15 protein-coding genes are annotated in these 23,534 nt (G+C 59.2%); all 15 read left to right on the forward strand.

Annotation, left to right across the window (positions count from 1 at the left end; translation table 11 throughout):
• Positions 1 to 2: 2 nt before the first annotated feature.
• The 15 genes from QFZ83_RS32205 (at position 3) to QFZ83_RS32275 (ending at position 23,525) form a co-directional block, all read left to right on the forward strand.
• Positions 3 to 6,152 (forward strand): RHS repeat-associated core domain-containing protein, encoded by a 6,150-nt coding sequence (locus QFZ83_RS32205; protein ID WP_307512458.1) that lies wholly within the window; start codon positions 3 to 5, stop codon positions 6,150 to 6,152.
• A gap of 3 nt (positions 6,153 to 6,155) precedes the next feature.
• Positions 6,156 to 6,734 (forward strand): hypothetical protein, encoded by a 579-nt coding sequence (locus QFZ83_RS32210; RefSeq protein ID WP_307512459.1) that lies wholly within the window; start codon positions 6,156 to 6,158, stop codon positions 6,732 to 6,734.
• Positions 6,735 to 7,188: 454 nt separating this feature from the next.
• Positions 7,189 to 7,440, forward strand: coding sequence for an RHS repeat domain-containing protein (locus tag QFZ83_RS32215; protein WP_307512461.1), 252 nt, complete (start codon positions 7,189 to 7,191; stop codon positions 7,438 to 7,440).
• 94 nt (positions 7,441 to 7,534) lie between these two features.
• A complete protein-coding gene (locus QFZ83_RS32220) occupies positions 7,535 to 13,831 on the forward strand; it encodes an RHS repeat-associated core domain-containing protein (RefSeq protein WP_307512463.1) in 6,297 nt (2,098 codons plus the stop codon).
• 36 nt (positions 13,832 to 13,867) lie between these two features.
• Positions 13,868 to 14,485: a hypothetical protein gene (locus QFZ83_RS32225; RefSeq protein ID WP_307512465.1), complete on the forward strand. Its 618-nt coding sequence runs from the start codon at positions 13,868 to 13,870 to the stop codon at positions 14,483 to 14,485.
• Between the two features lie 49 nt (positions 14,486 to 14,534).
• The gene (gene gspG / locus QFZ83_RS32230) at positions 14,535 to 14,987 is read left to right on the forward strand and encodes a type II secretion system major pseudopilin GspG (RefSeq protein ID WP_307512466.1); all 453 of its coding nucleotides are present in this window, start codon (positions 14,535 to 14,537) and stop codon (positions 14,985 to 14,987) included.
• A gap of 24 nt (positions 14,988 to 15,011) precedes the next feature.
• Complete coding sequence (locus tag QFZ83_RS32235) at positions 15,012 to 16,211, forward strand: type II secretion system F family protein (protein WP_307512467.1); 1,200 nt, start codon at positions 15,012 to 15,014, stop codon at positions 16,209 to 16,211.
• Positions 16,208 to 17,923, forward strand: a complete 1,716-nt coding sequence (locus QFZ83_RS32240) for a GspE/PulE family protein (protein WP_307512468.1) — start codon at positions 16,208 to 16,210, stop codon at positions 17,921 to 17,923. The genes QFZ83_RS32235 and QFZ83_RS32240 overlap by 4 nt, the downstream gene beginning before the upstream one ends.
• Before the next feature lie 4 nt (positions 17,924 to 17,927).
• Positions 17,928 to 18,710, forward strand: coding sequence for a hypothetical protein (locus tag QFZ83_RS32245; protein ID WP_307512469.1), 783 nt, complete (start codon positions 17,928 to 17,930; stop codon positions 18,708 to 18,710).
• A gap of 86 nt (positions 18,711 to 18,796) precedes the next feature.
• Positions 18,797 to 19,243, forward strand: coding sequence for a PilN domain-containing protein (locus tag QFZ83_RS32250; protein WP_307512471.1), 447 nt, complete (start codon positions 18,797 to 18,799; stop codon positions 19,241 to 19,243).
• A gap of 11 nt (positions 19,244 to 19,254) precedes the next feature.
• A complete protein-coding gene (locus QFZ83_RS32255) occupies positions 19,255 to 19,860 on the forward strand; it encodes a hypothetical protein (protein WP_307512472.1) in 606 nt (201 codons plus the stop codon).
• Positions 19,857 to 20,369 carry a hypothetical protein gene (locus tag QFZ83_RS32260; protein ID WP_307512473.1) on the forward strand — a complete coding sequence of 171 codons (513 nt, stop codon included), beginning with the start codon at positions 19,857 to 19,859 and terminating at the stop codon, positions 20,367 to 20,369. The genes QFZ83_RS32255 and QFZ83_RS32260 overlap by 4 nt, the downstream gene beginning before the upstream one ends.
• Positions 20,366 to 22,672, forward strand: coding sequence for a hypothetical protein (locus QFZ83_RS32265; RefSeq protein WP_307512475.1), 2,307 nt, complete (start codon positions 20,366 to 20,368; stop codon positions 22,670 to 22,672). The genes QFZ83_RS32260 and QFZ83_RS32265 overlap by 4 nt, the downstream gene beginning before the upstream one ends.
• Positions 22,669 to 23,142: a type II secretion system protein gene (locus QFZ83_RS32270; protein ID WP_307512477.1), complete on the forward strand. Its 474-nt coding sequence runs from the start codon at positions 22,669 to 22,671 to the stop codon at positions 23,140 to 23,142. The genes QFZ83_RS32265 and QFZ83_RS32270 overlap by 4 nt, the downstream gene beginning before the upstream one ends.
• On the forward strand, positions 23,136 to 23,525 hold the full coding sequence (locus tag QFZ83_RS32275; protein WP_307512479.1) for a type II secretion system protein: 390 nt from the start codon (positions 23,136 to 23,138) through the stop codon (positions 23,523 to 23,525). Before QFZ83_RS32270 ends, QFZ83_RS32275 begins: the two co-directional genes overlap by 7 nt.
• Positions 23,526 to 23,534 lie beyond the last annotated feature (9 nt).

Here is a 23,534-nt window from a genome sequence, read left to right on the forward strand (position 1 = left end):
GCATGTCCAAGAGTGCGCGCGTCTGGGTGGTCGGAATCAGTATCCTGGCCTTAGCGGCAGGCGGAATCGTCGATGCACAAACTCGAAATCTAGGCTCGCCCAGATTCGGAGTTGAACGCGTCGGATTGGGAGAAGTCAGCAAAGATCCCTCCACGAAGAAGGCCGCAGTCGCCGCTTCCCTCGCCAGTGGTGGCACCGTTTCCTTTGTCAGTGGTCAACCCATTGTTCAGTTGTCTGCCGCCGGAGCCCCCGTGACAGTTGCGACCCCTGATCGGTCTCCGAAAACCTCGAATAGCAAGGAGTTCGCGCCCGCGCCCGGCGTCATCCGCGCAGAGATGCCTCCCGTCACGGTCGAAGAATCTCGGGCGGCGTTGAAGTCGAGAACGTTTCCAAGAAACCTCAATCAGGGGGTAGCTGCCGAGACCCGAACTCAACCGGGCGGCACGAAACTAGCGACGGCCAGGGTTGGCGGAGATGCCAACGCGCTTGGACCGGCGTCCATCCCCGAACTCGCGCGGGCCCTTCTATACAACCCGGACGTCATCTACCAGTACGTCCGCAATAACATCGAGTATTACCCGACGTTTGGCATTCAAAAGGGAGCTCTCGGGGCCGTGCTGGACAACCAGGGTACAGCGCACGATCAAGCGACCCTATTGGTGGAACTGCTTCGGGCGTCTGGCTACCAGGCTGTGTATGTTCGGGGGATCATTCAGTTGACCGCTGCCCAGGTGAAGGAGTGGTACGGCGTCGAGACTTCGCTTGCTTGCGGCATTGCTCATCTTTTGGGGCAGGCCCAGATCCCGATCGTGGAGATCAATGCAACTTCTGCAGGAAGCTGCCCGACCTTGACTGCGGCGATGACGAACATGTCGGTCGAGCATGTCTGGGTCAAGGTCTTGATTGGCGGCACGTGGTATCACTTCGATCCGAGCTACAAGCCGCATACGCTCAAGGTCGGTATTGACTTGGCGAGTCCCAGCACGACCGGCTACGACGCCGCCGCCTATCTCGCATCTGCGCAAAGCGGGGCGACGATCACCGCCGACTACGCGCAAAACATCAACAGGGCGAATATCCGCTCGAACCTGACGACCTACGCGAACAATCTGGCGACCTATCTGAGGTCAAACAAGCCTACGGCGACACTGGATGATCTGATTGGCGGAAAGACCATCGATCAGTTCTATTCGGCGTTGCGACAGACAGCATTGCCTTATCAACGAGCCGGAACTACCACCGAGGAGTTCACGGACCTCCCCACCTCCTATAAGCCGACGCTGCGCGTGCAATACCAGGGAATCGATCAAACCTATACATCCGATGTCCTTGCAGGGAAGCGGCTGACGATCACGTTCAACGGCTCGAACCAACCGATCTTGAAGCTCGACGGGGTGGCTGTGGGAAGTCCCGGCGCAGCGGTCACCACCGGTGCTCTGACTCCGATCACCTTCACGGTGACGCACACTGCATACAGCACGACCGTAGCCAATCAAAACTTTACCCAAAAAATCAGAGGTGGAGGTGGCAGCACGTTCTTGATCACCAATGGATGGGGTCCAACGGGGCGTGGACCGTCGCAGAACTTTCGCAGCGTGCTCAATGACCTGCGCGCAGCCGGTGCGGCCGATGGTTCGGAGCCCTTGTTGGGGTCCACGCTGGCCGTGATCGGAGCGCAGTGGATGGCGCAGACAACCCAGAGCGCGCATGTCATTTCGCGGATTGCCGAGACGGCGGTACTGCACCACCATCATGTGGGCATCGTTGGATACACCAGCAACGCCTACGTCGATCTGGCAGGCAACGTGATTTCCGTGAGCAACGTGGCCGGCCTCGCCGACAAGTCGCGTGCCGCATTCTCCAGTTTCGGCACGCACCTCAGCATCCTTGAGTCCACAGCCGTCCAACAGACCACGAACGTGCCCGCTGTTTCCACTGTGAAGCTGCTGGACATTGCCGTGGCCGCGGGGCAGCGAATCTACAACGCAACATCGGCCAACTATGCGACGGCAGTTCAGCCGAACCTGGTCAACTGCGCGGCCCACCTGACCAACTTCAGCAACTACGTGACGTCAGGGACGAGGCTGATACTCCCGAGCCGCTGCGATATCACCGAGAACAGTTGGTCCGGTGTCGGGTACATGACCTTGGCATCGGGCGCGACCGATACGATCGGCGTCATCATCAGCGACGGTTTGTCGGGCGGATATGGAACAGTGCCGCAGGCCCCTGCATTGACGAATTTCTATGTGGGCAACAGCATGTTGTTCCCGCCGTCCCTTACCAATAACTCGGGATACACATACGGCGACCCGATTGACATGGTGGCTGGAAACTATCTCTACGACCATGACGACATCAACGTAGGGGTCGGTGATTTTCCCCAGAACCTGAGCTTCCGCCGTCTCTACAGTTCGGGCCTGCGCAACCAGAATGGTTCACTGGGCAAAGGCTGGACGCACAACTTCAGCGCAAACGTCGCAGTTGGATCGGACGGTTTCCAGGCCATGGGCGAAGACTCTGCGCTCGATGCTGTGGGAGCGGTGGTTGAACAGAAGGCCACGTTCGATTTGTTGTTGGACTCGGCACTGCCTGTCGCCAAACTCGTTACGGCAACGCTCGGCGAGCGATGGTTCGGCGACCAGCTTCTCGACAACACCGTGATCGTGACACAGGGTCTGAACGGAGAAGTGTTCGTCAAATTGCCGGATGGCTCGTACAACCCTCCTCCGGGCAAGTCCGCCAAACTTACCAAAAACGGTGACGGCACGTACAGCTACGAGTCGTTGAACCGCTCCGTCCTGAAGTTCAATGCTGGAGGCAAAGCTGAAACCTACACCGACGCCAGCGGCCTCCAGGTCAAGTACACGTACTCTGGCAATGATTTGGCCGGCGTTTCCAACAGTTTGGGTCGCACGCTCACAATGACCAACTCGAGCGGCCGCATCACACAGGTGAGCGATGGCACGCGATCAGTAGCCTACGGCTACGACAGCAATTCGAATTTGACGACATTCACCGACTCGTTGAGCCAGAGCACGGTCTTCGGATATGGGTTGCCTGGACAGATGACAAGCTTGAACTACCCGAGCTTTCCAACGGTGTCCGCTGCGACGAATGTCTACGACACGCTCGGACGGGTGAAGACTCAGACGAATGCGCGAGGAAAAACGTACAACTACTTCTTTGCAGGGTCCCGGACTTCCGAAGTCGGACCTGGAGGCGTCGAACGCCCCAACTATATCGATGCTCTGGGCAATATCGTGCGGTCGAGTACACCACTGGGATTCTGGACAGTCAACACGTACGACGGCCAGTCGCGGCTGATCCGCAAACAGTTGCCGGAACTCAATGCCGTCGAGTACACCTATGACGATGCGACCTGTGCGAGTGCCGAGAAGCGCTGCACTCATAACGTTCTAACTACCAGCAATGTTGCCAAACCGGGATCCGGTTTCGCGACAACGACTAAAAGCTTTACCTACGAAAGTACGTTCAACAAGGTGGCTACCGCCACGGATGCGCGAAACAAGATCACGAGCTACACCTACACCGCTCAGGGGTTACCGTTGTCTATAACCTCTCCCCTTGATCCCACGGCTGTAGCACCACAGACGACGTATGGATATACGGCTTACACACCAAGCGGATTCCCGACCTTCTATCTTCCCACCTCGCAGACGGTCAAGACAACGGCAACCAATTCGGTGACCACTGCAACGGCCTACAACGCGAGCAATCGGTATGTGCCTCTGACAAGCACCGTCGACTCCGGGGCGGGGAAGCTCAATCTCACGACCACGTTCACTTATGACGCCGTGGGCAATGTGACGCTTGTTGATGGACCGCGCACCGACGTCACAGACACGTTGGCGACGGCCTATGACAGCGAGCGCCGGCCGACGCAGACGACGAATGCGATTGGCAAGCAGACGCGAACTGCGTACGACCCCGACGGCAGGGCCATCAAAACCGCTGCGCAGATCGGAGCGCAATGGCTGGTGAGTTGCAGCCGCTACAGCGAGACCGGGAAAGTGACGCGAGCCTGGGGGCCCGCACAGACCGCTGCCGCTACCACGTGCCCCACTGAAGCTGCGCCGGTGCCGATCACCGATACGGCTTATGACGACCTTGATCGGGCGTTCCGCACCACCCAGTATCTGACTGCCGCCGAGGGTGGCAATCGTGTGACCGAAACCGTCTACAACGCCGACGATACCGTCAAGATCGTCAACAAGGCTGTAGGTACCGCCGTTGCCCAGGCATATGCGACCTACACCTACAACCCGAACGGGACCGTGCTGTCGTCGAAGGATGCCAAGAACAATTTGACGGCGTATCAATACGACGGATTTGATCGGCTTGGACGGATGTTCTTCCCGCTGCCCGCAACTCCGAATACTGCCAACGTCAATGACTACGAGCAGTATGCATACGACGCCAACAACAATCAGACCGGCATGCGAAAGCGCAATGGTCAGATCGTCAATCAAACATGGGACAATCTCAATCGACTTTTTGCCCGGACCTATCCAACCACGGCCGAGAATGTTCAATTCGCGTATGACTTGCGCGGACTGAAGACCGCGGCCCAGTACATGAGCGGCAGTCACACCGTGACATACGCTTGGGACAATGCGGGACGACAACTGAACACCGCCGCAGGCGGCAAGACATTGGTCTTCCAGTACGACGCAGCTGGCAACCGCATCCGGACGACATGGCCTGACGCGTTCTACACCACTGTCAGCTACGACGCCTTGAACCGGCCTGGTGCGATTCAGGAAAATGGCAGTGCCAGCCTCGCGAGCTACGCCTATGACGACCTGGGAAGGCGTACGACGGTCACATTGGGCAACGGCACGAGTGTCCAGCGGACCTACGACAACCAAGGTGCGCTAGCGACCTTGAAGAACTTCTTGGCCTCCACCGCCCAAGAAGTGCAATACACGTACATGCGCAACCAGATTCGAGAGCTTACGGGCGCGACCTGGAGCAACAACATCTATCAGTGGACTGGCGCAACACCTGGAACCCAGACCTATACTGCCAATGGGCTGAATCAATACACTGCGGCGACCGGCGTCATCCCGAGCTATGACGCCAACGGCAATCTCACTGGTGATGGCACGTGGACCTACACCTTTGATTTGGACAACCGCCTGCGGACTGCGAACAAGACGGGTCTCGCGGCTACTTTGAGTTATGACGCCGCAGGGCGCCTACGTCAGACCGCCATCGGAGCCACCACAGCGAATCTGCTCTACGACGGCGCGGCACTGGTGGCGGAGTACGACGCCGCCGGCACCACGGTGCTGCGCAAGTACGTGCATGGCGCAGGCACTGACGAGCCCATCGTTTGGTACGAGGGCGCTGGCACCACCGCCAAGAACTGGCTCTACAAGGACCACTTGGGAAGTGTCATTGCCACAGCGAATGGCGCGGGGGCGAGTACAGCTACTTACTCGTACGGACCGTTCGGCGAGCCCAATGTCAGTACAGGCCTTCGTTTCAGATACACCGGCCAGCAGCTCATCGGCGAGTTGGGCCTGTACTACTACAAGGCGCGCTTCTATTCGCCAGTTCTTGGACGATTCCTGCAAACAGACCCGATTGGATACAAGGACGACCAGAACCTCTATGCCTATGTGAAGAACAACCCAATCAATTCGATGGACCCCGCCGGAACGCTCTCTTTCCCACTTCACTACGCGATCACTTTGCTTGCGGGTCTGAATTCCGGGCTCAGCTTTGTGGACAGCGCGAGTTTGGCGTGGAATGCGATGGCTGTAGACTTTCGAGGCACTCAGGGCACCGACGCCATGATCACGCAGGGGCACTCGATGGCTGGCGTCAACTCGCAAGGGGTTTACGACACGCCGGGCGTTGCGCTGACCAATAGCCAAAACTACATCGCTGGGCAGATTTTTGCGGCTCGAAATGGAGCGCCCGAGGCATTGGGGAATGCAATACATTCGGCCCAAGACCAGTATTCCCCCTCGCACCAGTTTCAGGAATGGCGTGGCTTTGGAAGCGAGGGTATTTTTGGAACGCTTTCTCATGTCTTCGCGGATACGTTCCCGGGTTGGTCTAATCTCACCGGTGCGTATGACCGGACCGCAGGAATCATTCAGGGACAACGACTGAAGTAGATCATGACCCGCCTTCAATACCTCGTCCCCCTTGTTGGACTGATACTGGCGACAAGTTGGGCAGCAGAAATACTGACGGAGCCCCCGCAGTCATTTGTCTATGCGCTGGGTGTGGCCCCGAAGCCGGAGCGATTTCTACTTGTTCGCAGCGGCACTAAATATTGCGCGATTCGCTTTTTAGAGCTCTGGCGAGGTAATGACGCATCTGCGCCCACTTCCATGAAAAGTGGAGAGGAGACCTTCCGAGCGAAGTACGAATGGCACGAGTTGCACGTCATGCCCTCAGGCACGCGAGCGGAGGTTCAGCGCTCTGGAGTGAGCGAGGCTCGTCGCGAGAAACTGGCGGGTATCGGACGGCTCGCTTTTGGCGGGAGCGACGCGAAAGTGCGTTGCGCAGGGCTAGAGTTGAACTGGACGCCCCCTTCCACCGTTTATTTTTATACGGGCTCCAAGCCCAAGGATGTCGGAATCGAGCTTGCAACTTCAGATTGGAAGAATGTCGGCGAAATTCAAATAGATTCTCCGGCGCTGACGTGGTACCGCCTGGACCTCGGCAGACAGATGACTCTTATCCCGGAATAAAAAACCTTGGTAATTCTGAGGCCGATATGGTTCATGCTGCTCTATCTCCCTCGAGTGTTGGATTCCGCCGATCTTGCCCCTGGATTGCGGTGCGCCCTTGCGACTGAACCACTGGGAAGTCAGATCTAAACCAGCTTGCTGGACCGGTTGATCTCGAACTCGTCGGGTCGCTGATGCGCTGCACGCATGGATGGTCGCGCACCGCTTTCGTGCGACCGACGGCACTGCACCGGCCCGCTAAGTTTTAAAACCCGAGTAGCTCACTCTCGAATGAGTTCTTTCGTCTATCAGGGTTTTTATTTCGTTCCTTTTCTCCCGCAGCATCTGTGAACTTCAGTAAAGTTGATTCACAAAAATATTGGCGGCCAGCCTTAACCGAAAGGTGGAGTCCGCACATAGCTCAAGCCTGTGGCTCCATCGCGCAGGCTGCTTTGCACTGAGGAGTGGAGAGATCATGAATGATTTGAGTGTTGGGCCGACGCGCCAGCGTTCGCGTGCACGACGCACAGTCGCTGCTCGAGGGATATGCGCAGGCTTGCTGGCCCTTGCGGGATTTGCCGCAATCGCAGGTTCCGTGAGCTACACCTATGACGCTTTAGGTCGGCTGGCGACAGTCATCTACAACAACGGCACAACCACCACAACGATCAGCTACAGCTACGACGCTGCAGGCAATCGAACGTCGGTGGCAACCACTTCGCCGTAGTCCTCCCGCGAGTCTGTACCTCGTATCACCCATGCCGGGCGATGCGGGTTGATGTCGCGCGCAAGTAAGAAATCGAACCATCGAGGGAGTGCTCATGTTCAAGACAACACGAACGTTGATTGCTGGGGTTTGCATCGGACTGATTGCAGGCGGGCTCGCCTCGGCCGCGCAGATTCAGAGCGGACTGCCGCGTAAAGCGGCAGACGAATCGGTGGGTCAAAGGATCCGCTTGGGTGTTCCTACCGCCCTTTCAAAGGGAGCCGTGACGTCGAGCGCAAGGAGTGCTCCTGCAGGCGGCAGTCCCGTGACATTCGCCAGTGGTCAACCGGCGATCAAGTACCCGCCATGGGACTTGCCCAGTGCGAGCGACCCCATCCAGCGGCAGGCCAGTCCGGCCGGGAGTACCACGAGAAGTGCCACTGCAAGCGACAAGCAGTTCGCTCCTGCACCTGGCACCATTCGCGCCAACATGCCGCCGGTGAGCTTTGAAGAAGCGCAGCGGATCCTCAAGACGCGAGTTTTCCCTGCGAACCTCAACCAGGGTGTGTCCACGGTCACAAAGACCGTCAAGCCGGTCGACACGAAATCGAAAACAGCGGCCTCGTCGACGGCCTCGGCATCGCGCATCGGCGGGGATGCCAACCCGCTGGGCCCTGCATCGGTTGGAGAGCTCGCACGGTCTCTGCGCTATCACCCGGACCTGATCTATCAGTACGTCCGTAACAACATCGAGTACTACCCGACCTTTGGTGTGCAAAAGGGGGGCTTCGGCACGCTGCTCGACAATCAAGGATCCGCGCACGACCAAGCCACTCTGATGGTCGAGCTCCTGCGTGCCTCGGGCTTCACCGCCAGCTATGTACGCGGCATCGTCAAGGTCAGTGCTGCGGAGTTGAATGAATGGTGGGGAATCGACACCTCAAATGTGTGTGGGGTGCTTGGATTGTTCGGCCAAGCTCAAATCCCGATCTATCAGATCAATGCTACTAGTGCTGGCAACTGCCCAGGGCTGTCCGCCGCACTGACTGACGTCTCGTTTGAACACATCTGGGTCAAGACAAGTATCAACGGGACGACCTACTACTTCGATCCCAGTTACAAGCCGCACACTTTCAAGACGGGGATTGATCTCGCAAGCGCCACGACCACCGGCTACAACGCGGCGACGTACCTTAGCTCTGCGCAAAGCGGTGCAACGGTCACCGCGGACTATGTGCAGAACATCAGTCGCACGAACATCCGCAACAACCTGACGACCTACGCCAACAATCTGGCGACCTACCTGCGCGCCAACAAACCCGCGGCCACGCTGGACGATGTGGTCGGTGGCAAGACCATCGTGCCGTTCTACGGCGCACTTCGCGATACGGCATTGCCGCGGCAGAACACAGGATGGGGCACGGAGGAATGGACCGATATCCCCAACAATTACAAGATCACCCTACGCGTTCAGTACCAGGGCATCGACCAGACTTTCACTTCCGACGCCATCTATGGCAAAAGATTGACGATCAGCTTCAATCAGCAATTCGGTGCTAACGGTGCCGCGCTCAAGTTGGACGGCGTCCTGGTTGGATCTGTGGGGCTGGCGGCTCCTTTGGGCACAAATAAGCCGATCACTTTCACGGTGACCCATAACGCGTATACGTCGACATGGGCGAACCATAGTTTTACGCAGCAAATCAGAGCCGGCGATGCCACGAGTGGCACGACCTATCTCATCGCCAACGGCTGGGGTGCGGCTGGTCGTGGTCCTGCGGAAAACTATCGACGCATCCAGGCCGACCTGCGCGCTAGTGGCGCCGCCGACTCGTCTGAGTCGCTGCTCGGTTCGACGTTGGCAGTCATCGGTGCGCAGTGGATTGCACAGAACACGCAAGCGGGCTACGTGAGCGAGAGAATCGCTGATACGGTGTTTCTGCACCAGCATCAGGTGGGTATCGTGGGCTATTACAACAACGCCTACGTTGATCTGCCCAGCAACGTCCTGGCAGTCACAAATTTGGCAGGCAATGCCGACAAGGAAAGCGCCGCTTTTGCCAACTGGGGCATGCATCTAAGCATCTTGGAGTCGACCGCCGTCCAGCAGACGACGGGAGTTTCAGCGGTGTCGACGGTCAAGCTCGTTGACATCGCATCGGCTGCCGGGCAGCGCATCTACAACGCCACGTCGGCCAACTATGCGAGCGCCGTGCAACCCAACTTGGTGGGATGCAGTGCGCACCTGGGGAATTTCAACAGTTACTTGTCCTCTGGACTGAGATTGATTCTGCCAGCCCGATGCGACAACGGGGAGGGAAGCTGGCACGGCGCGGGGTACTTCACGGTCGGCTCCGGCCTCTATCTCGGGTCGATCATCAGCGACGGTCTGTCGGGAGGTTACGGTGTAGTGCCACAGGCGCCGGTATTCACGAACTACAACGTTGGCTTCAACATGCCATCGACGCCGTCCATCGTGAACTACTCGGGTTCCGTGTATGGCGATCCGGTCGACATGGTGGCCGGCAACTTTCTTTACGACCACGAAGATATCAATGTGGGAGTGGGAAGCTTCCCGCAGAGTCTCTCCTTTAAGCGCCTCTACAGTTCCGGCATGCGCAACAAGAGCGGGTCTATGGGCAAGGGCTGGACGCACAACTTCGATGCCACTGCCGCTGTGAGCTCGGATGGTTTCCAGGCCATGGGAGAGGACTCCGCGCTAGACGCGGTCGGCACATTGGTCGAGCAAAAGGCGTCCTTTGACCTGCTGTTGAACCCCGCGCGACCTATTGCCAATCTGGTGGCGGCAACCCTTGGCCAGCGTTGGTTTGGCGATCAGTTGATCGACAACACCGTCATCGTTACGCAAGGCCTCAACGGCGAAGTCTTCGTCAAATTGCCCGATGGCTCATACAACCCGCCGCCGGGCAAAGCAGTGAAGTTGATCAAGAACGCGGATAGCACCTATAGCTACCAGGCAGTGAACCGTTCGGTCTTGAAGTTCAACACGGCGGGCAAGGCCGAGAGCTTTTCTGATCCAAGCGGGCTACAGGCCAAATACGCTTACACGGGAGCCGATCTCACCAGCATAACCAATAGTCTTGGGCGTACGCTGACCTTCACGAATACGAGTGGGAAGATCACCCAGGTGAGCGACGGCACGCGCGTTGTCAAGTATGCATACGATGCCTCTACATCGAATCTGACGACCTTCACTGACAGCCTGAACCAGAACACGACCTACACATATGCTCTCCCAGGGCAGATGACGAAGCTCTTCTATCCGAGCTTCCCGACAGTGGCGGCAGCGACCAATGTCTACGACAGTCTGGGCCGGGTGCAGACCCAGACCAATGCGCGCGGCAAACTCTACGACTACTACTTTGCCGGCTTCCGCACCGAAGAGATCGGGCCGGGTGGAGTTGCAAGAACCAACTACATCGACGCCCAGGGCAATACCATCCAGTCCAGCACACCGATTGGCAACTGGACGATCAACACTTACGACGGTCAGTCTCGCTTGATCAGCAAGCAGTTGCCCGAACTCAACGTCATTCAGTACGCCTACGATGATGCTTCTTGTGCAGGTGTGGACAAAATCTGCACGCACAACGTTAAAACAACCACAAGCGTCGGCAAACCCGGATCGAGTCTTGCGAATCGGGTCCAGAGCTTCACTTACGAGAGCTCCTTCAATAAGGTGGCCACGGCGACCGATGCACGCGGCAAGGTCACCAGCTATACGTACACCGCGCAGGGCCTGCCGCTGACCGTTACGTCTCCGGTGGATGCTGCAGGTGTTGCGCCACAGACCAGCTACACCTACGTGGCCTACACACCCAGCGGTTTCACCACTTTCTATCTGCCAGCTACGCAGACGGCAAAGACCACATCGACCAACTCGGTGGTGACCGCTACAACCTACGATGCAGCCAACAAGTACGTGCCCGCCACCAGTGTGGTCGACTCCGGCACCGGCAAGCTCAACCTCACAACGACCTTCACTTACGATGCCATCGGCAACCTGACGGTGGCCAATGGTCCGCGTACTGACGTTACCGATACAGTCACTACGGCCTATGACACGGAGCGACGTGCTATTCAGGTCACTGATGCCGCGGGTAAGCTGACCAAAACAACTTACGACAAGGATGGACGTCCCACTATCACGGCGGCTCAGATCGGAACGCAATGGCTGGTCAGTTGCAGCCGCTACAGCGAGACGGGCAAGGTCACGCGCGCCTGGGGGCCGGGCCTGACGGCGGCAGCCAGCACCTGTCCGGCAGAAGCCGCGCCGGTGCCCATCACCGACACCGCCTACGACGATCTGGACCGCGCCTTCCGAGTGACGCAGTATGTGCCTGCGGCCGATGGAGGCGATCGCGTCACCGAGACGGTCTACAACAACGACGACACAGTCAAGATCGTCAAGAAGGCGGTGGGCACAGCCATCGCGCAGAACTACGTCGAATACGCGTACACCCCGAACGGCAATGTCGATTCCAGCCGGGATGCCAAAAACAATCTGACGGTCTATCAGTACGATGGCTTCGACCGCTTGGCCAGAACTTATTACCCGCTGCCCGATAACCCGGGCTGGGGCAACGCGGACGACTATGAAGAGAACTCTTACGATCCCAACGACAACTTCACGGTGCTTCGCAAGCGCAGCACCCAGACGATCACCCAGACCTGGGACAACCTCAATCGGTTGACGGCGCGTACCTATCCAGCGGTGGCCGACAACGTGACGTTCGGCTACGACCTGCGCGGTTTGCGCACCTCGGCGCAGTTTGCCAATGGTAGCCATGCCATCACCTATGCATGGGACAACGCCGGGCGCCAATTGAGCACGACTGCGGGTGGCAAGACGCTGTCCTACCAGTACGACCTGGCTGGCAACCGCATTCGCACCACCTGGCCCGATGCATTCTTCACGACGACCAGCTATGACGCGCTGAACCGCCCAGGCGTCATCAAGGAGAACGACACTGTCAATTTGGCCAGCTATGCCTATGACGATCTGGGCCGGCGCACGACGGTCACGCTGGGCAACAGCACTACCGTGCAGCGCACTTACGATGCCCAGGGCGCGATGGCCACGCTGAAGAACTTCCTGTCCTCCACGGCGCAGGAAGTTCAATACACCTACGTGCGCAACCAGATCCGCGAGCTCAAGAGCGTGACCTGGAGCAACAACATCTATCAGTGGACGGGAGCGGCGCCGGGCACGCAAAGCTACACGGCCAACGGGCTGAACCGATACACGGCGGTGGCGGGCGCGGCCATCGGCTACGACACCAACGGCAATCTCACAACCGACGGCACGTGGACCTATGGCTATGACCTGGACAACCGGCTGAAGACGGCAAGCAAGACCGTCGCGCCTGCGGTAAGTGCAGCGCTGAGCTATGACGCGGAAGGGCGCCTGCGGCTGACGACCATCGGCGCGGTGGGGACGAACCTGCTGTACGACGGCGCGGCCTTAGTGGCGGAGTACAACGCGGCAGGCACGGCGGTGCTGCGCAAATACGTGCACGGACCTGGCGTCGATGAACCCATCGTCTGGTACGAGGGCGCAACGGCCACGGCCAAGAACTGGCTGTATGCGGACCATCTGAGCAGCATCGTCGCAACTGCGAATGGCACTGGGGCGAGCACTGCAACCTACACCTATGGGCCGTTTGGTGAGCCCAACGTGACGACGGGACTGCGGTTCCGCTACACGGGCCAGCAACTGATTGGAGAGCTAGGTCTCTACTACTATAAGGCTCGGTTCTACTCACCTAAGCTGGGGAGATTCCTGCAGACAGACCCTATTGGTTATAAGGACGACCAAAATCTATATGCATATGTTGGGAATAACGCGGTAAATCGAGTTGATCCAACGGGACTCGCATCTGTGTCATATCCGACTAGGGAGGCTGCGAGCATTGCCGCTGGACGGGACGTCGCGGCTCGGACATTGTATGACTACGGAAATAGAGAGTACGGCACTTATACATACGAAAACGAAGGCGGCTTTCGATACGCGCCGCCAGTGGTAGGAAGTGCGTTTGCGGTATCTGCTGCAGCTTTTAATTCACTAATGTCGCAAATCCCGGCGAGCGCTCATGGGACTATTGAAATGGTGCACTCCCATCCTCCGCCCTCAACAGGAAGTGTTCAAGCTCCCTCGCCCACTGACTATGGGTCGGCAGCAGTTCTACCCACAGGAATGGGGGTTCTGGGGTTGACAAACGGCGCGGTTTATTCTTTCTTGGGTGGGACGGGCCTGATTCCCTCTCCGGCAGGACCAATTCCAGCTACTCGCGCAGAGAATGCGCCAGATCTTCGTAATTTGGCGGGGCCTTCCTCTCTGCTAAATCCGTTTAGATTCAATTCTCCGCCGCCCTTTTATTCGCGTTGGTGATTGCATATGATTATTTTAAGGATATTTAAATATTCATTGTTCGCTGCGATTTTTGCAGTTATCTCGAATGTATGCGCTCAAGAAATTGGGAAAATTTCGAACGAAGTCAAGGTCGATGAATTCAAGTGTGTAATTTTGATTTACGATCAGAGCGTCCGAAATGCTGGCTCATACGTTGGGAGATGGCGAGGAGAGTTATTTTTCCTTGAAACGAAAATGCTTGGTGTTGGACCAATCTTGCTGAGAAAAAAGGAAATTGGCGACGAGTTGGAAATCTATGCGCCCTCGAAAATTTCGTCTCAATGCAATTCCATGGAATTGAGTTTTGAGCGAGTGGAAAAAAAATTTCCCCATGCTGTGGCTGGACTAACCTCCGTCAAGCCGATCGATTTCCTAAGACTTGAAGCCTCCTTGCTCCCTGGGAAAGGAGAATTTGGAAAAAATAATCTTTCGGTGAGGGTTTATAAAAAAAATCTGGAGACCGAAGATTTTGTTATGTATCGAGCAGATAATTTTCAAGAAATCCTTGGGCAAGCCGAGGCCAACTCAAAGGAGTTGAACGGTTTTGCTCGAAAATTTTGTCAAATTGTAAATGGAAACGGAATGTACGCAAATATGATTGAAGGGTGTATCTTAAGCACGAAGGGTCAATGAAGAATTCGACATTGATCTACGGCTTCTATTTTCCAAACTCAAAAAATATATGGGAAAATCAAGCAGGCTCAAAAACCCGCCCGTGGCGTGGAGATGGAGGATCGATGGATTCACTTTGCTGGAGCTTCTAGTTGTCTTGGTCATCATTGGCCTGCTCGTTGGCATCGTGGGCCCACGTTTGTTCGGCAACGTTAGTAAATCTGAAGTCACCACAGCCAAAGCCCAGATCGACATCCTGAGCAAAGCCCTCGATCAATTCCGCCTCGATGTCGGCCGCTACCCCAATAGCCAGGAGGGCCTGGTGGTCCTGGTCACCCCCGTTCCCAGCGAGTCGCGCTGGCGTGGCCCCTACCTGCGCAAGGACGTTCCGCTCGATCCGTGGGGCCTGCCTTACCAGTACAAATACCCCGGCAGCAAGCAGCTCGACGACTTCGACCTGTACTCTTTCGGCGCCGACAAAGCCCCGGGCGGGACCGGCGACAACGCGGACATCGGGCGCTGAGGCGCCTGTCTGCCCATTTTCCGCATGGCCACTTTCAAGGTGCGCGGCGTGACCGCCCAAGGCGAACTGCAATTGCGGTCGATCAACGCCGGCAGCCGAGCGGAAGCTGAGCAGTCCGCACGCCAAGGCGGTCTGCGTGTCCTGGACATCCAGGGCGACCAGTTCCTGCGCCCCGCGCTTTTCACCTCTGCCAGCGCCCGCTTCGACCTCGCCCTCTTCGCCCACGAACTCGTCGCGCTGCTCAGCGCCGGCCTGTCTCTCATCGAAACCCTCGAAACCCTTTCCGAACGCCAGGAAGGCACCACGCGTGCAGGCTCCGTCTTGAATGACCTCGTGCGTCGCATGCAGGAGGGCCAATCCTTCTCCAGCGCGCTCAGGACCTTCCCAGCCATCTTCCCCGAACTCTTCATCGCCTCCATCGCCGCGAGCGAGCAGACTGGCGAAATCGTGCCCGCCCTGCAGCGCTACCTGCGCTACCACGAGCAACTGGGTGTCATCCGCCAGAAGATCATCAGCGCCTCCCTGTACCCAGCCATGCTTTGCGCGGTCGGTGCCGCCGTTGCGCTGTTCCTGCTGTGCTTCCTGGTCCCACGCTTCAGCCGCGTCTACGAAGGCATGGAAGACAAGCTGCCCCTCGCATCGCGCTGGCTCATGCAATGGGGCCTCTTCGCCAGTGAGCACTGGGTGCTTATCGCAAGCCTGCTGGTTGCCGCGGCCGTGGCGTTGCCCCTCATGCTGACCCGCCCGAGCGCACAGGCCCGCATCGGCGCTGCACTGCAAACCAGCCGCTGGATCGGCGGGCGAATCAAGCTGATGCAGCTCTCGCGCTTCTATCGCTCGCTCGGCCTCCTGCTGGGCGGTGGCATCCCTGTCGTCAAGGCCATGCACATGGCGCAGGGCCTGCTTCCCGTTCGCCTGCAACCCGCCGCCCTGTCGGCGACGCTGGAGGTCACCCAGGGCCGAAGCCTGAGCGACAGCCTGCAGACCGCCGCATTGACCACCCCTGTCGCGCTGCGCCTGCTCCGCGCGGGCGAACGCAACGGGCAGATGGCCGAGATGCTCGAACAAGCAGCTGCCTTTCATGATAAGGAAATCGCGCATTGGATCGACCGTTTCGCCAAGCTCTTCGAGCCGGTGCTGATGCTGGTCATCGGCCTGGCCATCGGTGGCATCGTGGTCATGTTGTATCTGCCCATCTTCGAGCTCGCGGGGAGCCTCGGATGAATGCCGAGAACGTTGCGCACGTTGACGAACCCCCCGCCCTCGATTGGCTGACTACGGCATTGCTGAAAGAAGCCGCAGTCGAAGCCACGACGCAGGGTGAACCGATGCTGGTGACGCTGCAACGCCTGAGTCAGCGGACACCCGATGAGGTGCTGTGGGCAACAGCGCAACGCAGTGGGCTCCCGGCGTTGACCTTGGCCGAACTGGAGGCGATGACACCGGACTTCTCGTTCGTGAGCTACGGCGAGTGCCTGGAGCGTGAATGCCTGGTTGCTGCCGACGAGCAGGGCATGCGCCACTTCGTGAGCAGCAATCCGCTCGACGATGCCCTCTACACCTGGGCTACCCACAGGATCGAAGGCTACTTCCGGTTGGCCTTCTCCCACCCCCTCGAACTCAAGGCGATGCTCTCACGCCTGGAGGCGCACCAGCAAGCGATCTCGCAAGTCATACGCCTGGAGCAGGCGGTTGCGCTACAGGGCACCGGCGGCGAGAGCGAAGAAATCTCCCTGCGCTCCATCTCCCGCGACGAGAGCCAGGTCGTGCGGCTGGTCAACTCGACCCTCTACGACGCCCACAAGAACGGCGCGAGCGACATCCACTTCGAGAACACCCCGATGGGCCTGGTCATCAAGTACCGCATCGATGGCGTGCTGGGCGCCGCGCGGCAGCTGCCCGATGTGAGCCTGGCCGAACAGGTGATCTCCCGCGTCAAGGTGATGGCGGAACTGGACATCGGCGAAAAGCGCATCCCGCAGGATGGCCGCTTTGCCGTGAACATCGGCGGGCGCGAGATCGACTTCCGCGTCTCGGTGATGCCGGGCCTCTTCGGAGAAGACGCCGTGCTTCGGATCCTGGACAAGCAGTCGCTCACGGCCGAGCTCGCGCAGCTCAGCCTGGATCTGTTGGGCATCGAAGCCCGTGCGCAGGACACCATCCGCCGGCTCGCGAGCCAACCCTACGGCATGTTGCTTGTCACCGGGCCGACCGGCTCGGGCAAGACCACCACGCTCTACGCCACGCTCAGCGAAATCAACCATGGGGATGACAAGATCATCACCATCGAAGATCCAGTGGAGTACCAACTGCCGGGCGTGCTGCAGATCCCCGTCAACGAGCGCAAGGGCCTGACCTTCGCCAAGGGCCTGCGCTCCATCCTTCGCCACGACCCCGACCGCATCCTCGTGGGCGAAATCCGCGATCGCGAAACCGCCGAGATCGCGGTGCAGGCCGCGCTCACGGGGCATCTGGTCTTCACCACGGTCCATGCCAACAACGTCTTCGACGTGCTCAGTCGCTTCCGACACATGGGCGTCGACGCCTACAGTTTCGTCACGGCCCTGAACGGCGTGGTGGCCCAGCGTCTCGTGCGGATCAATTGCCTGCATTGCCTCGAGCCGTACGCACCGGATGACGAGTTGCTGCGTCTTTCGGGCGTGACGCGATCCGCGCTGGCGGGCGGGTCGCTCCAGCGTGGCAGGGGATGTGCCCATTGCCGAGGCACTGGCTACAAGGGCCGCAGGGCCCTGACCGAGGTCCTAGTCATGAATGACGAACTGCGGGAACTGATCCTGCAGCAGGCTCCCATCTCCAGGCTCAAGGAGGTGGCGCGTGTGCACGGCATGGCGTCCATGCGCGAAGAGGCGCTGGCGGCTGTGAAGCAGGGCCAAACCACCCTGCAGGAAATCAACCGTGTCACCTTTGTGGAGTAGCCCCTTGTTCCGCATCCACCTGGCGGCTGACGCGTTGATGGCCTGCGAGGTGCATGCGCAACGTGGCAGCCGACGTGTCGTGCGCAAGGTGAAACTCCCCTTCCCCGCAGGAGAGAGAACGGCCGCGATGCAATCGCTGCGTGAATGGATGGCCGCAGGGACGCAGACGGAGACCGTGGCCCTCTCGGCTCTGCGCCGCACATCGCAGGAATGGGTATTGGGCATTGCCGACGTGCGCTATCTGCTTTTGCCATGGACACCCGACCTGGCCGACAAGGCTTTGAGGTCGGCCTTCGCCAATGCCTTGTTCGAGCAGCAGTTCAAACAAGACCCGAATCTCTATGACGTTCGCTTTGCCAAGGCGGCGTACGGAGGCACGCAACTGGCTGCGTTCATCTCTCACGCACTGTTGACCGAACTCCAGTCACACGCCGATGCCTGCAAGATTCGACTCAGCAGCGTCGCGCCCAGTCTTGCCACGGTATGGGATCGCTTTCATGCCGTGATCCAAAAGGAATGCGGCGTTGTGCATATGGTCGATGGCGACCGGCAGATCGTCGTTCGGCATGCCAAGGGCCAGATGACCGATATCCTGTTCCGGCCCTTCGACGCGGGGCATCAAGATGACGCATCATCGGCACATGAGCCTGGCGGCAGTTCGCGCGTCTTCCCTGTCAGGCCTCTGGGCTACCTATCCGCGGATACTGCACTTGCGTTGGCGGATGGCGACGGGTTCCTGTCGACACAGGACGCAGCCTACGCGTTCGCTCTGTGCGGAGTGTTTTGATGGCGAGAGGATCAACGCTAGGGCTGGACTTCGCGCCCAGGTCACCGTGGCGAACGGTGACCATCGTGTGCTTGGCGCTCGGCGTGATGGGCAGCATCGCGGCGCTGTGGCATCGGCATCACCTGCTTGAGCGGCGAGCGCTTGCGGTATCGCGGATCGAAGCTGTGCAACGACCAACGGCCGGTACCCCGCCATCACGTCCGGCCCTGGTACGACCGGAGGCTGTGATCGAAGCGGATCGTTTGGTCGCCGGCTTGCAGCGACCTTGGGAACCGATGCTGAATGCTTTGCAGGCATCCCTCAGGGACGACGTGATCGTCAACCGCGTGCAGCCGGACACGGACGCCTTCAAGTTGCGCATATCCGGGCAGGCCGACAGCAGTCAGGCTTTCGTCGAGTTCGTTCAGCGTCTGCAAGGAGATGCCTTGTGGCGAGCGGTCGAACCTCTGTCCGAGGCCAAGCAATCCGACAACGCGGCGCCCGACGGCAAGCCAGTCGTCTTCCAATTGACTGCAGAGTGGAGGCGACCGTGAGTGCGCGAAGCATGAGCTTGAACGATGCACTTGCGCGCGCACGCTGGACAGCGCGCCTGGCCTGGGAGGGAGCAGCCTGGCCGGAGTTTTTGGCCATTGCGGTTGTCGGTTTTGCACTGGGTCTTGTGTTTTGGGTGAATCGCCCGCTGCACCAGGAGGTGCGTGCACTTCAGGCTAGCGTGGCGACAGTCACACGTGACCAAGCCGCGATCACCCTCGATACTTCGTCGATTGGCACCGGCTCTGGACAGGGGAGCGCAGGATTCGTCACCGACTTCCTGGCATTTTTGCCCTCCGTGGGCATGCGCGAGCAACAACTGCAGACGCTTCACAGCCTCGCCGGCGAAAGCGGTGTGGCGTTGTCGCGTGTGGAATATGGTCACAGCAACCTGGAACATCTGCCTGGTCGCCGGATGACAATGCAACTCACGGTGCAGGCAGAGTACGCGGCCTATCGCAAGTTCCTGCACAACATGCTCGTGGCCATGCCCAACCTGAGCATCGACCGGGTGACCGTGGAGCGAGTGCCCGGACAGGTTGGCTTGGCCGCGAGGCTCAATGTTCGGGTCGAAGCCAGTCTCTACTATCGAACTGCAGCAACAGGTGGTGCATCTTGAAATCGCCTTCTCTTTCCAAGCCGCTGCAGGCCGCACTGCTGATGACGGCGACTCTGACGGCCATCGCATTGCTCAAACCCGAGGCGCTGGATGCGTCTGTGGCCGACGTTGGCCCCGAGCGTGACGCACCGACCCAGACGGCTGACGCACGCCGTCCCCCGGCACCTTGGGTGCGCTTGGCGGGTGAGGAGTGGAAGCCGTCGGATGCCGAATTGCGGAGGGCCGTCGATGCTGCCGCCGCAGCAGCCCCGCCTGTTGCGCCACCTGCGCCTGTCGTGGAGGCTCCGAAGCCTGTGGCGCCCGATCCCTCGCTGGTCTATCTCGGGCGCATCGAACAGGATGGCCGCCGCTATGTATTCCTGGGGCGTGGGGCCGATCCCCAGGTGGTCGAGATCGGCGGCCTGGCCGATCCCCAGTGGAGGGTCGAGAAAGCCACTGCGACAGAGGTCCAACTACGCTACCTGCCCCTGAACGAAATCCGCTCGATTCCCGTCGCGGCTGTGCAATGAAAAACAAGAATTCCGTGACGTCGGTGATACCGAAGCTGGCCACATTGGCCGCTCTCCCTTTGCTGCTCGGTCTCCTGTCTGGGTGCGCCGCCTATCTCGAAGAACGCCGTGCCGACCAACTGCTCGCTGAAGGCAATACCGATGCGGCGCTGGTCATGTTGTCGCAGTTGGCCAAGACCGACCCCACCGGGTACAGGCTCAGGTACCTTCAGGTCCGGGATGGCCATCTGCGCGACATGCTGCAGAAGGCCAGGCGGCTCGCAAACGAAGGCAAACCCGAGAGCCTGGCTGCAGCCGAAGAGGGCTACCGCGCGATGCTGCGGTTGGACCCGCAGAACGAGGCCGCAATCGCAGGTCTGGCGGCGCTGGAGCGCGGTGTGCGAGAAACCCAGCAAATGGCGCAGGCGAGCCAGTCCCTGAAGAATGGCGATACGGCTGGTGCTGCCCGATCCCTATCGGCGGTGCTTGCGGAAAATACTTCACAGCCCGAGGCCCAGAGGCTCCTGCAGGGCATCGAGCTCGCGAGAAACCGTGGCCTCACCTCTGACCCCGTCCTGTCCGACGCTCTCAAGAAGCCCGTCACGCTGGAGCTCAGAGACGTCGGTATCCAGACGGCGCTGGAAATCCTGTCGCGCACATCGGGCGTCAACTTCGTCCTCGACAAGGACGTCAAGAGCGACATCAAGACCACCATCTTCGCGAAGAACACATCCGTTGAGGATGCGTTGAACCTTGTGCTGCGAACCAGTCAGCTCAACAAGAAAATCTTGAACGAGTCGACCTTGTTGATCTACGCCGACACCGACGAGAAGAAGAGGCGCTACGAAGACCTGACGATGCGTACCTTCTACCTGAAGAATGCGGACCCCAAGAGGATGCAGGAGATGGTCAAGGCGCTGATCTCGCCAAAGTCCATGTATGTCGACGACCGCTTCAAAATGATGGTGGTGCGAGACAACCTCGACGTCATTGCGGCCGTCGAACGACTGGTCGCCTCCTACGACATCGCCGATCCCGAGGTGCTGTTGGAAGTCGAGATCCTGGAGGTCAACTCCAATGGCTTGCTCAATGCAGGCATTCAGTACCCGGACCGCCTGAGCGCCAGTGTCTTGGGCAAGGCCGGGCTGGCTGGACAGTTGTCGGTCAATGAAATCAGAAACCTCAACAGGGACAACTTTCAGCTGTTCTTGCCCGACCCGCTGTTGGTTCTGAACCTGAAGCAGACGAGCACCGATGCGAAAACGCTGGCCAATCCCCGCATTCGCGTCACCAACAGACAGAAAGCCAAGGTCCTGATCGGCGACAAAGTGCCGGTGATCACCACCACCACGAACCAGACCTCTAGTGCATCGATGGAGTCGGTCAATTACCTGGACGTGGGGCTGAAGCTGGAGGTTGTTCCCGAGATTCACATCAACGGCGAGGTGACGATTGCCATCGACCTGGAAGTCAGCAACGTGGTCAAAGAGGTTCGCTCGACGACCGGTCTGCTTGCCTACCAGATCGGGACGCGCAACGCCAGCACCATGCTGCGCTTGCGCGACGGCGAGACGCAAGTGTTGGCAGGCTTGCTCAAGGATGAGCAGAACACCAACTCGGCTGGCATTCCGGGCCTAGGGACCGTACCGGGTGTCGGTCGCCTGTTCTCGAATCAGACCAACACCAGCGGGCGCTCCGAGATCGTCCTGTTGATCACGCCGCGGATCGTGCGTGCCATGCCGACGCCGCCTGCCTATGTCGTCGAATTTCCATCTGGTACCGCGGACAACGCCTCCGTCCGGCCCATGCGATTGACGCCCAGCGGTCAGTACAGCGGTAGCGACGCGCAATTGACCCAGAGTCCTGGTGTATCCGGAACGCCCGAGGGAATGCTTGCTGGAGCGAAGGCTACTTCATTCGCCGGCGGCTTGCCCATCGTTCCAGCGATTCCTGTCGTGGACTTGCGCGTTCCCGATCGCGTGCAACTGGCGGCCAATTTCAATCTCACCGTCAACTACGCGATGCCCTACGAGTCGATCGAGTTCGACCTGGTCATGGACCAGCCGGGCGTAGAACTGACGCAGCCTGCCAAAGATGCAGAGGGTGCGCAGGTGCAAACCGCGCAAGCGGGACAGATCATCCATGTGAGTGCAGGAAAGCGGACACAACCGGGCCCGGTGGTCGCTGTGATCGCAATGAAGGCCGCCAAGATGCCGGCGTCACCGATCAGCGTTTCTGTCCAAAATCTTCGAGTGAAGGGTGCAGACGGCGCCGACCTCCCTGCTGCAGTTACCTTGCCCAAGCAGTTCACAGTACACCGATGAAGAAGGCCCGCGGGTTCACGCTGATCGAGATGATGGTCACCGTGGTGCTGGTGGGCATTCTGGCGTCCGTCATTGTGCCGCTCACGGAGATGGCAATCCAGCGTGGGAGAGAGCAGGACCTGCGTGTGGCACTTCGTGAGATCCGAGGGGCGATCGATGCCTACAAGCGTGCGGGCGACGAGGGGCGGATCTATCGTTCGGCGACGACGACCGGCTATCCCGCGACGCTGGATGTCCTGGTAGAAGGGGAGCCTGATTTGAAGGATCCGGCGCATCGGAAGATCTTCTTTTTGCGCCGTGTGCCGCGCGATCCGATGAATGCGGACATAAAGCTCGCGCCAGCCGCCACCTGGGGCAAGCGGGCCTATGCAAGCGAAGCCGATCGCCCCAAAGAAGGAGACGATGTGTACGACATCTATTCGCTCAGCAGGCGAACCGGTCTCAATGGCCTGCCCTATACGCAATGGTGAGCAAGTTGAAAAAGAGACGCGGATTCACACTGATCGAGTTGCTGGTGGTCATGGCCATCGTCTCGGCATTGCTCAGCATCGTGGTTCCACGGTACATCCACAAGGTCGATGTCGCGAAAGAGGCTGCACTGAAGGAGAACCTGGTGGGGCTGCGCATCGCACTCGACCAGTACTACAGTGACAAAGGGGTGTATCCGGAGAAACTTACCGACTTGGTCGCCCAGCGCTACTTGAGGCTGCTGCCGATGGATCCCGTGACAGAACGCCGGGATTCCTGGATCGCTTCTGTTCGCGAGGAAGAAGGTGGCAAGAAGGTCGTTCACGACGTGCACAGCGGGGCAGCCGGAAATGCCTTGGATGGAACTGCGTACAAGTCCTGGTAGCCCCATGGG

The sequence above is a fragment of the Variovorax sp. W1I1 genome, from assembly GCF_030815625.1.
Taxonomy (GTDB): Bacteria; Pseudomonadota; Gammaproteobacteria; order Burkholderiales; family Burkholderiaceae_C; genus Variovorax; species Variovorax paradoxus_C.

Coding starts and splice junctions, on each gene's coding strand:
- QFZ83_RS32205 (WP_307512458.1), top strand. CDS start 3: ATGTCCAAGAGTGCGCGCGTCTGGGTGGTCGGAATCAGTATCCTGGCC.
- QFZ83_RS32210 (WP_307512459.1), top strand. CDS start 6,156: ATGACCCGCCTTCAATACCTCGTCCCCCTTGTTGGACTGATACTGGCG.
- QFZ83_RS32215 (WP_307512461.1), top strand. CDS start 7,189: ATGAATGATTTGAGTGTTGGGCCGACGCGCCAGCGTTCGCGTGCACGA.
- QFZ83_RS32220 (WP_307512463.1), top strand. CDS start 7,535: ATGTTCAAGACAACACGAACGTTGATTGCTGGGGTTTGCATCGGACTG.
- gspG (WP_307512466.1), top strand. CDS start 14,535: ATGGGAAAATCAAGCAGGCTCAAAAACCCGCCCGTGGCGTGGAGATGG.
- QFZ83_RS32235 (WP_307512467.1), top strand. CDS start 15,012: ATGGCCACTTTCAAGGTGCGCGGCGTGACCGCCCAAGGCGAACTGCAA.
- QFZ83_RS32240 (WP_307512468.1), top strand. CDS start 16,208: ATGAATGCCGAGAACGTTGCGCACGTTGACGAACCCCCCGCCCTCGAT.
- QFZ83_RS32250 (WP_307512471.1), top strand. CDS start 18,797: ATGGGCAGCATCGCGGCGCTGTGGCATCGGCATCACCTGCTTGAGCGG.
- QFZ83_RS32255 (WP_307512472.1), top strand. CDS start 19,255: ATGAGCTTGAACGATGCACTTGCGCGCGCACGCTGGACAGCGCGCCTG.
- QFZ83_RS32265 (WP_307512475.1), top strand. CDS start 20,366: ATGAAAAACAAGAATTCCGTGACGTCGGTGATACCGAAGCTGGCCACA.
- QFZ83_RS32270 (WP_307512477.1), top strand. CDS start 22,669: ATGAAGAAGGCCCGCGGGTTCACGCTGATCGAGATGATGGTCACCGTG.
- QFZ83_RS32275 (WP_307512479.1), top strand. CDS start 23,136: ATGGTGAGCAAGTTGAAAAAGAGACGCGGATTCACACTGATCGAGTTG.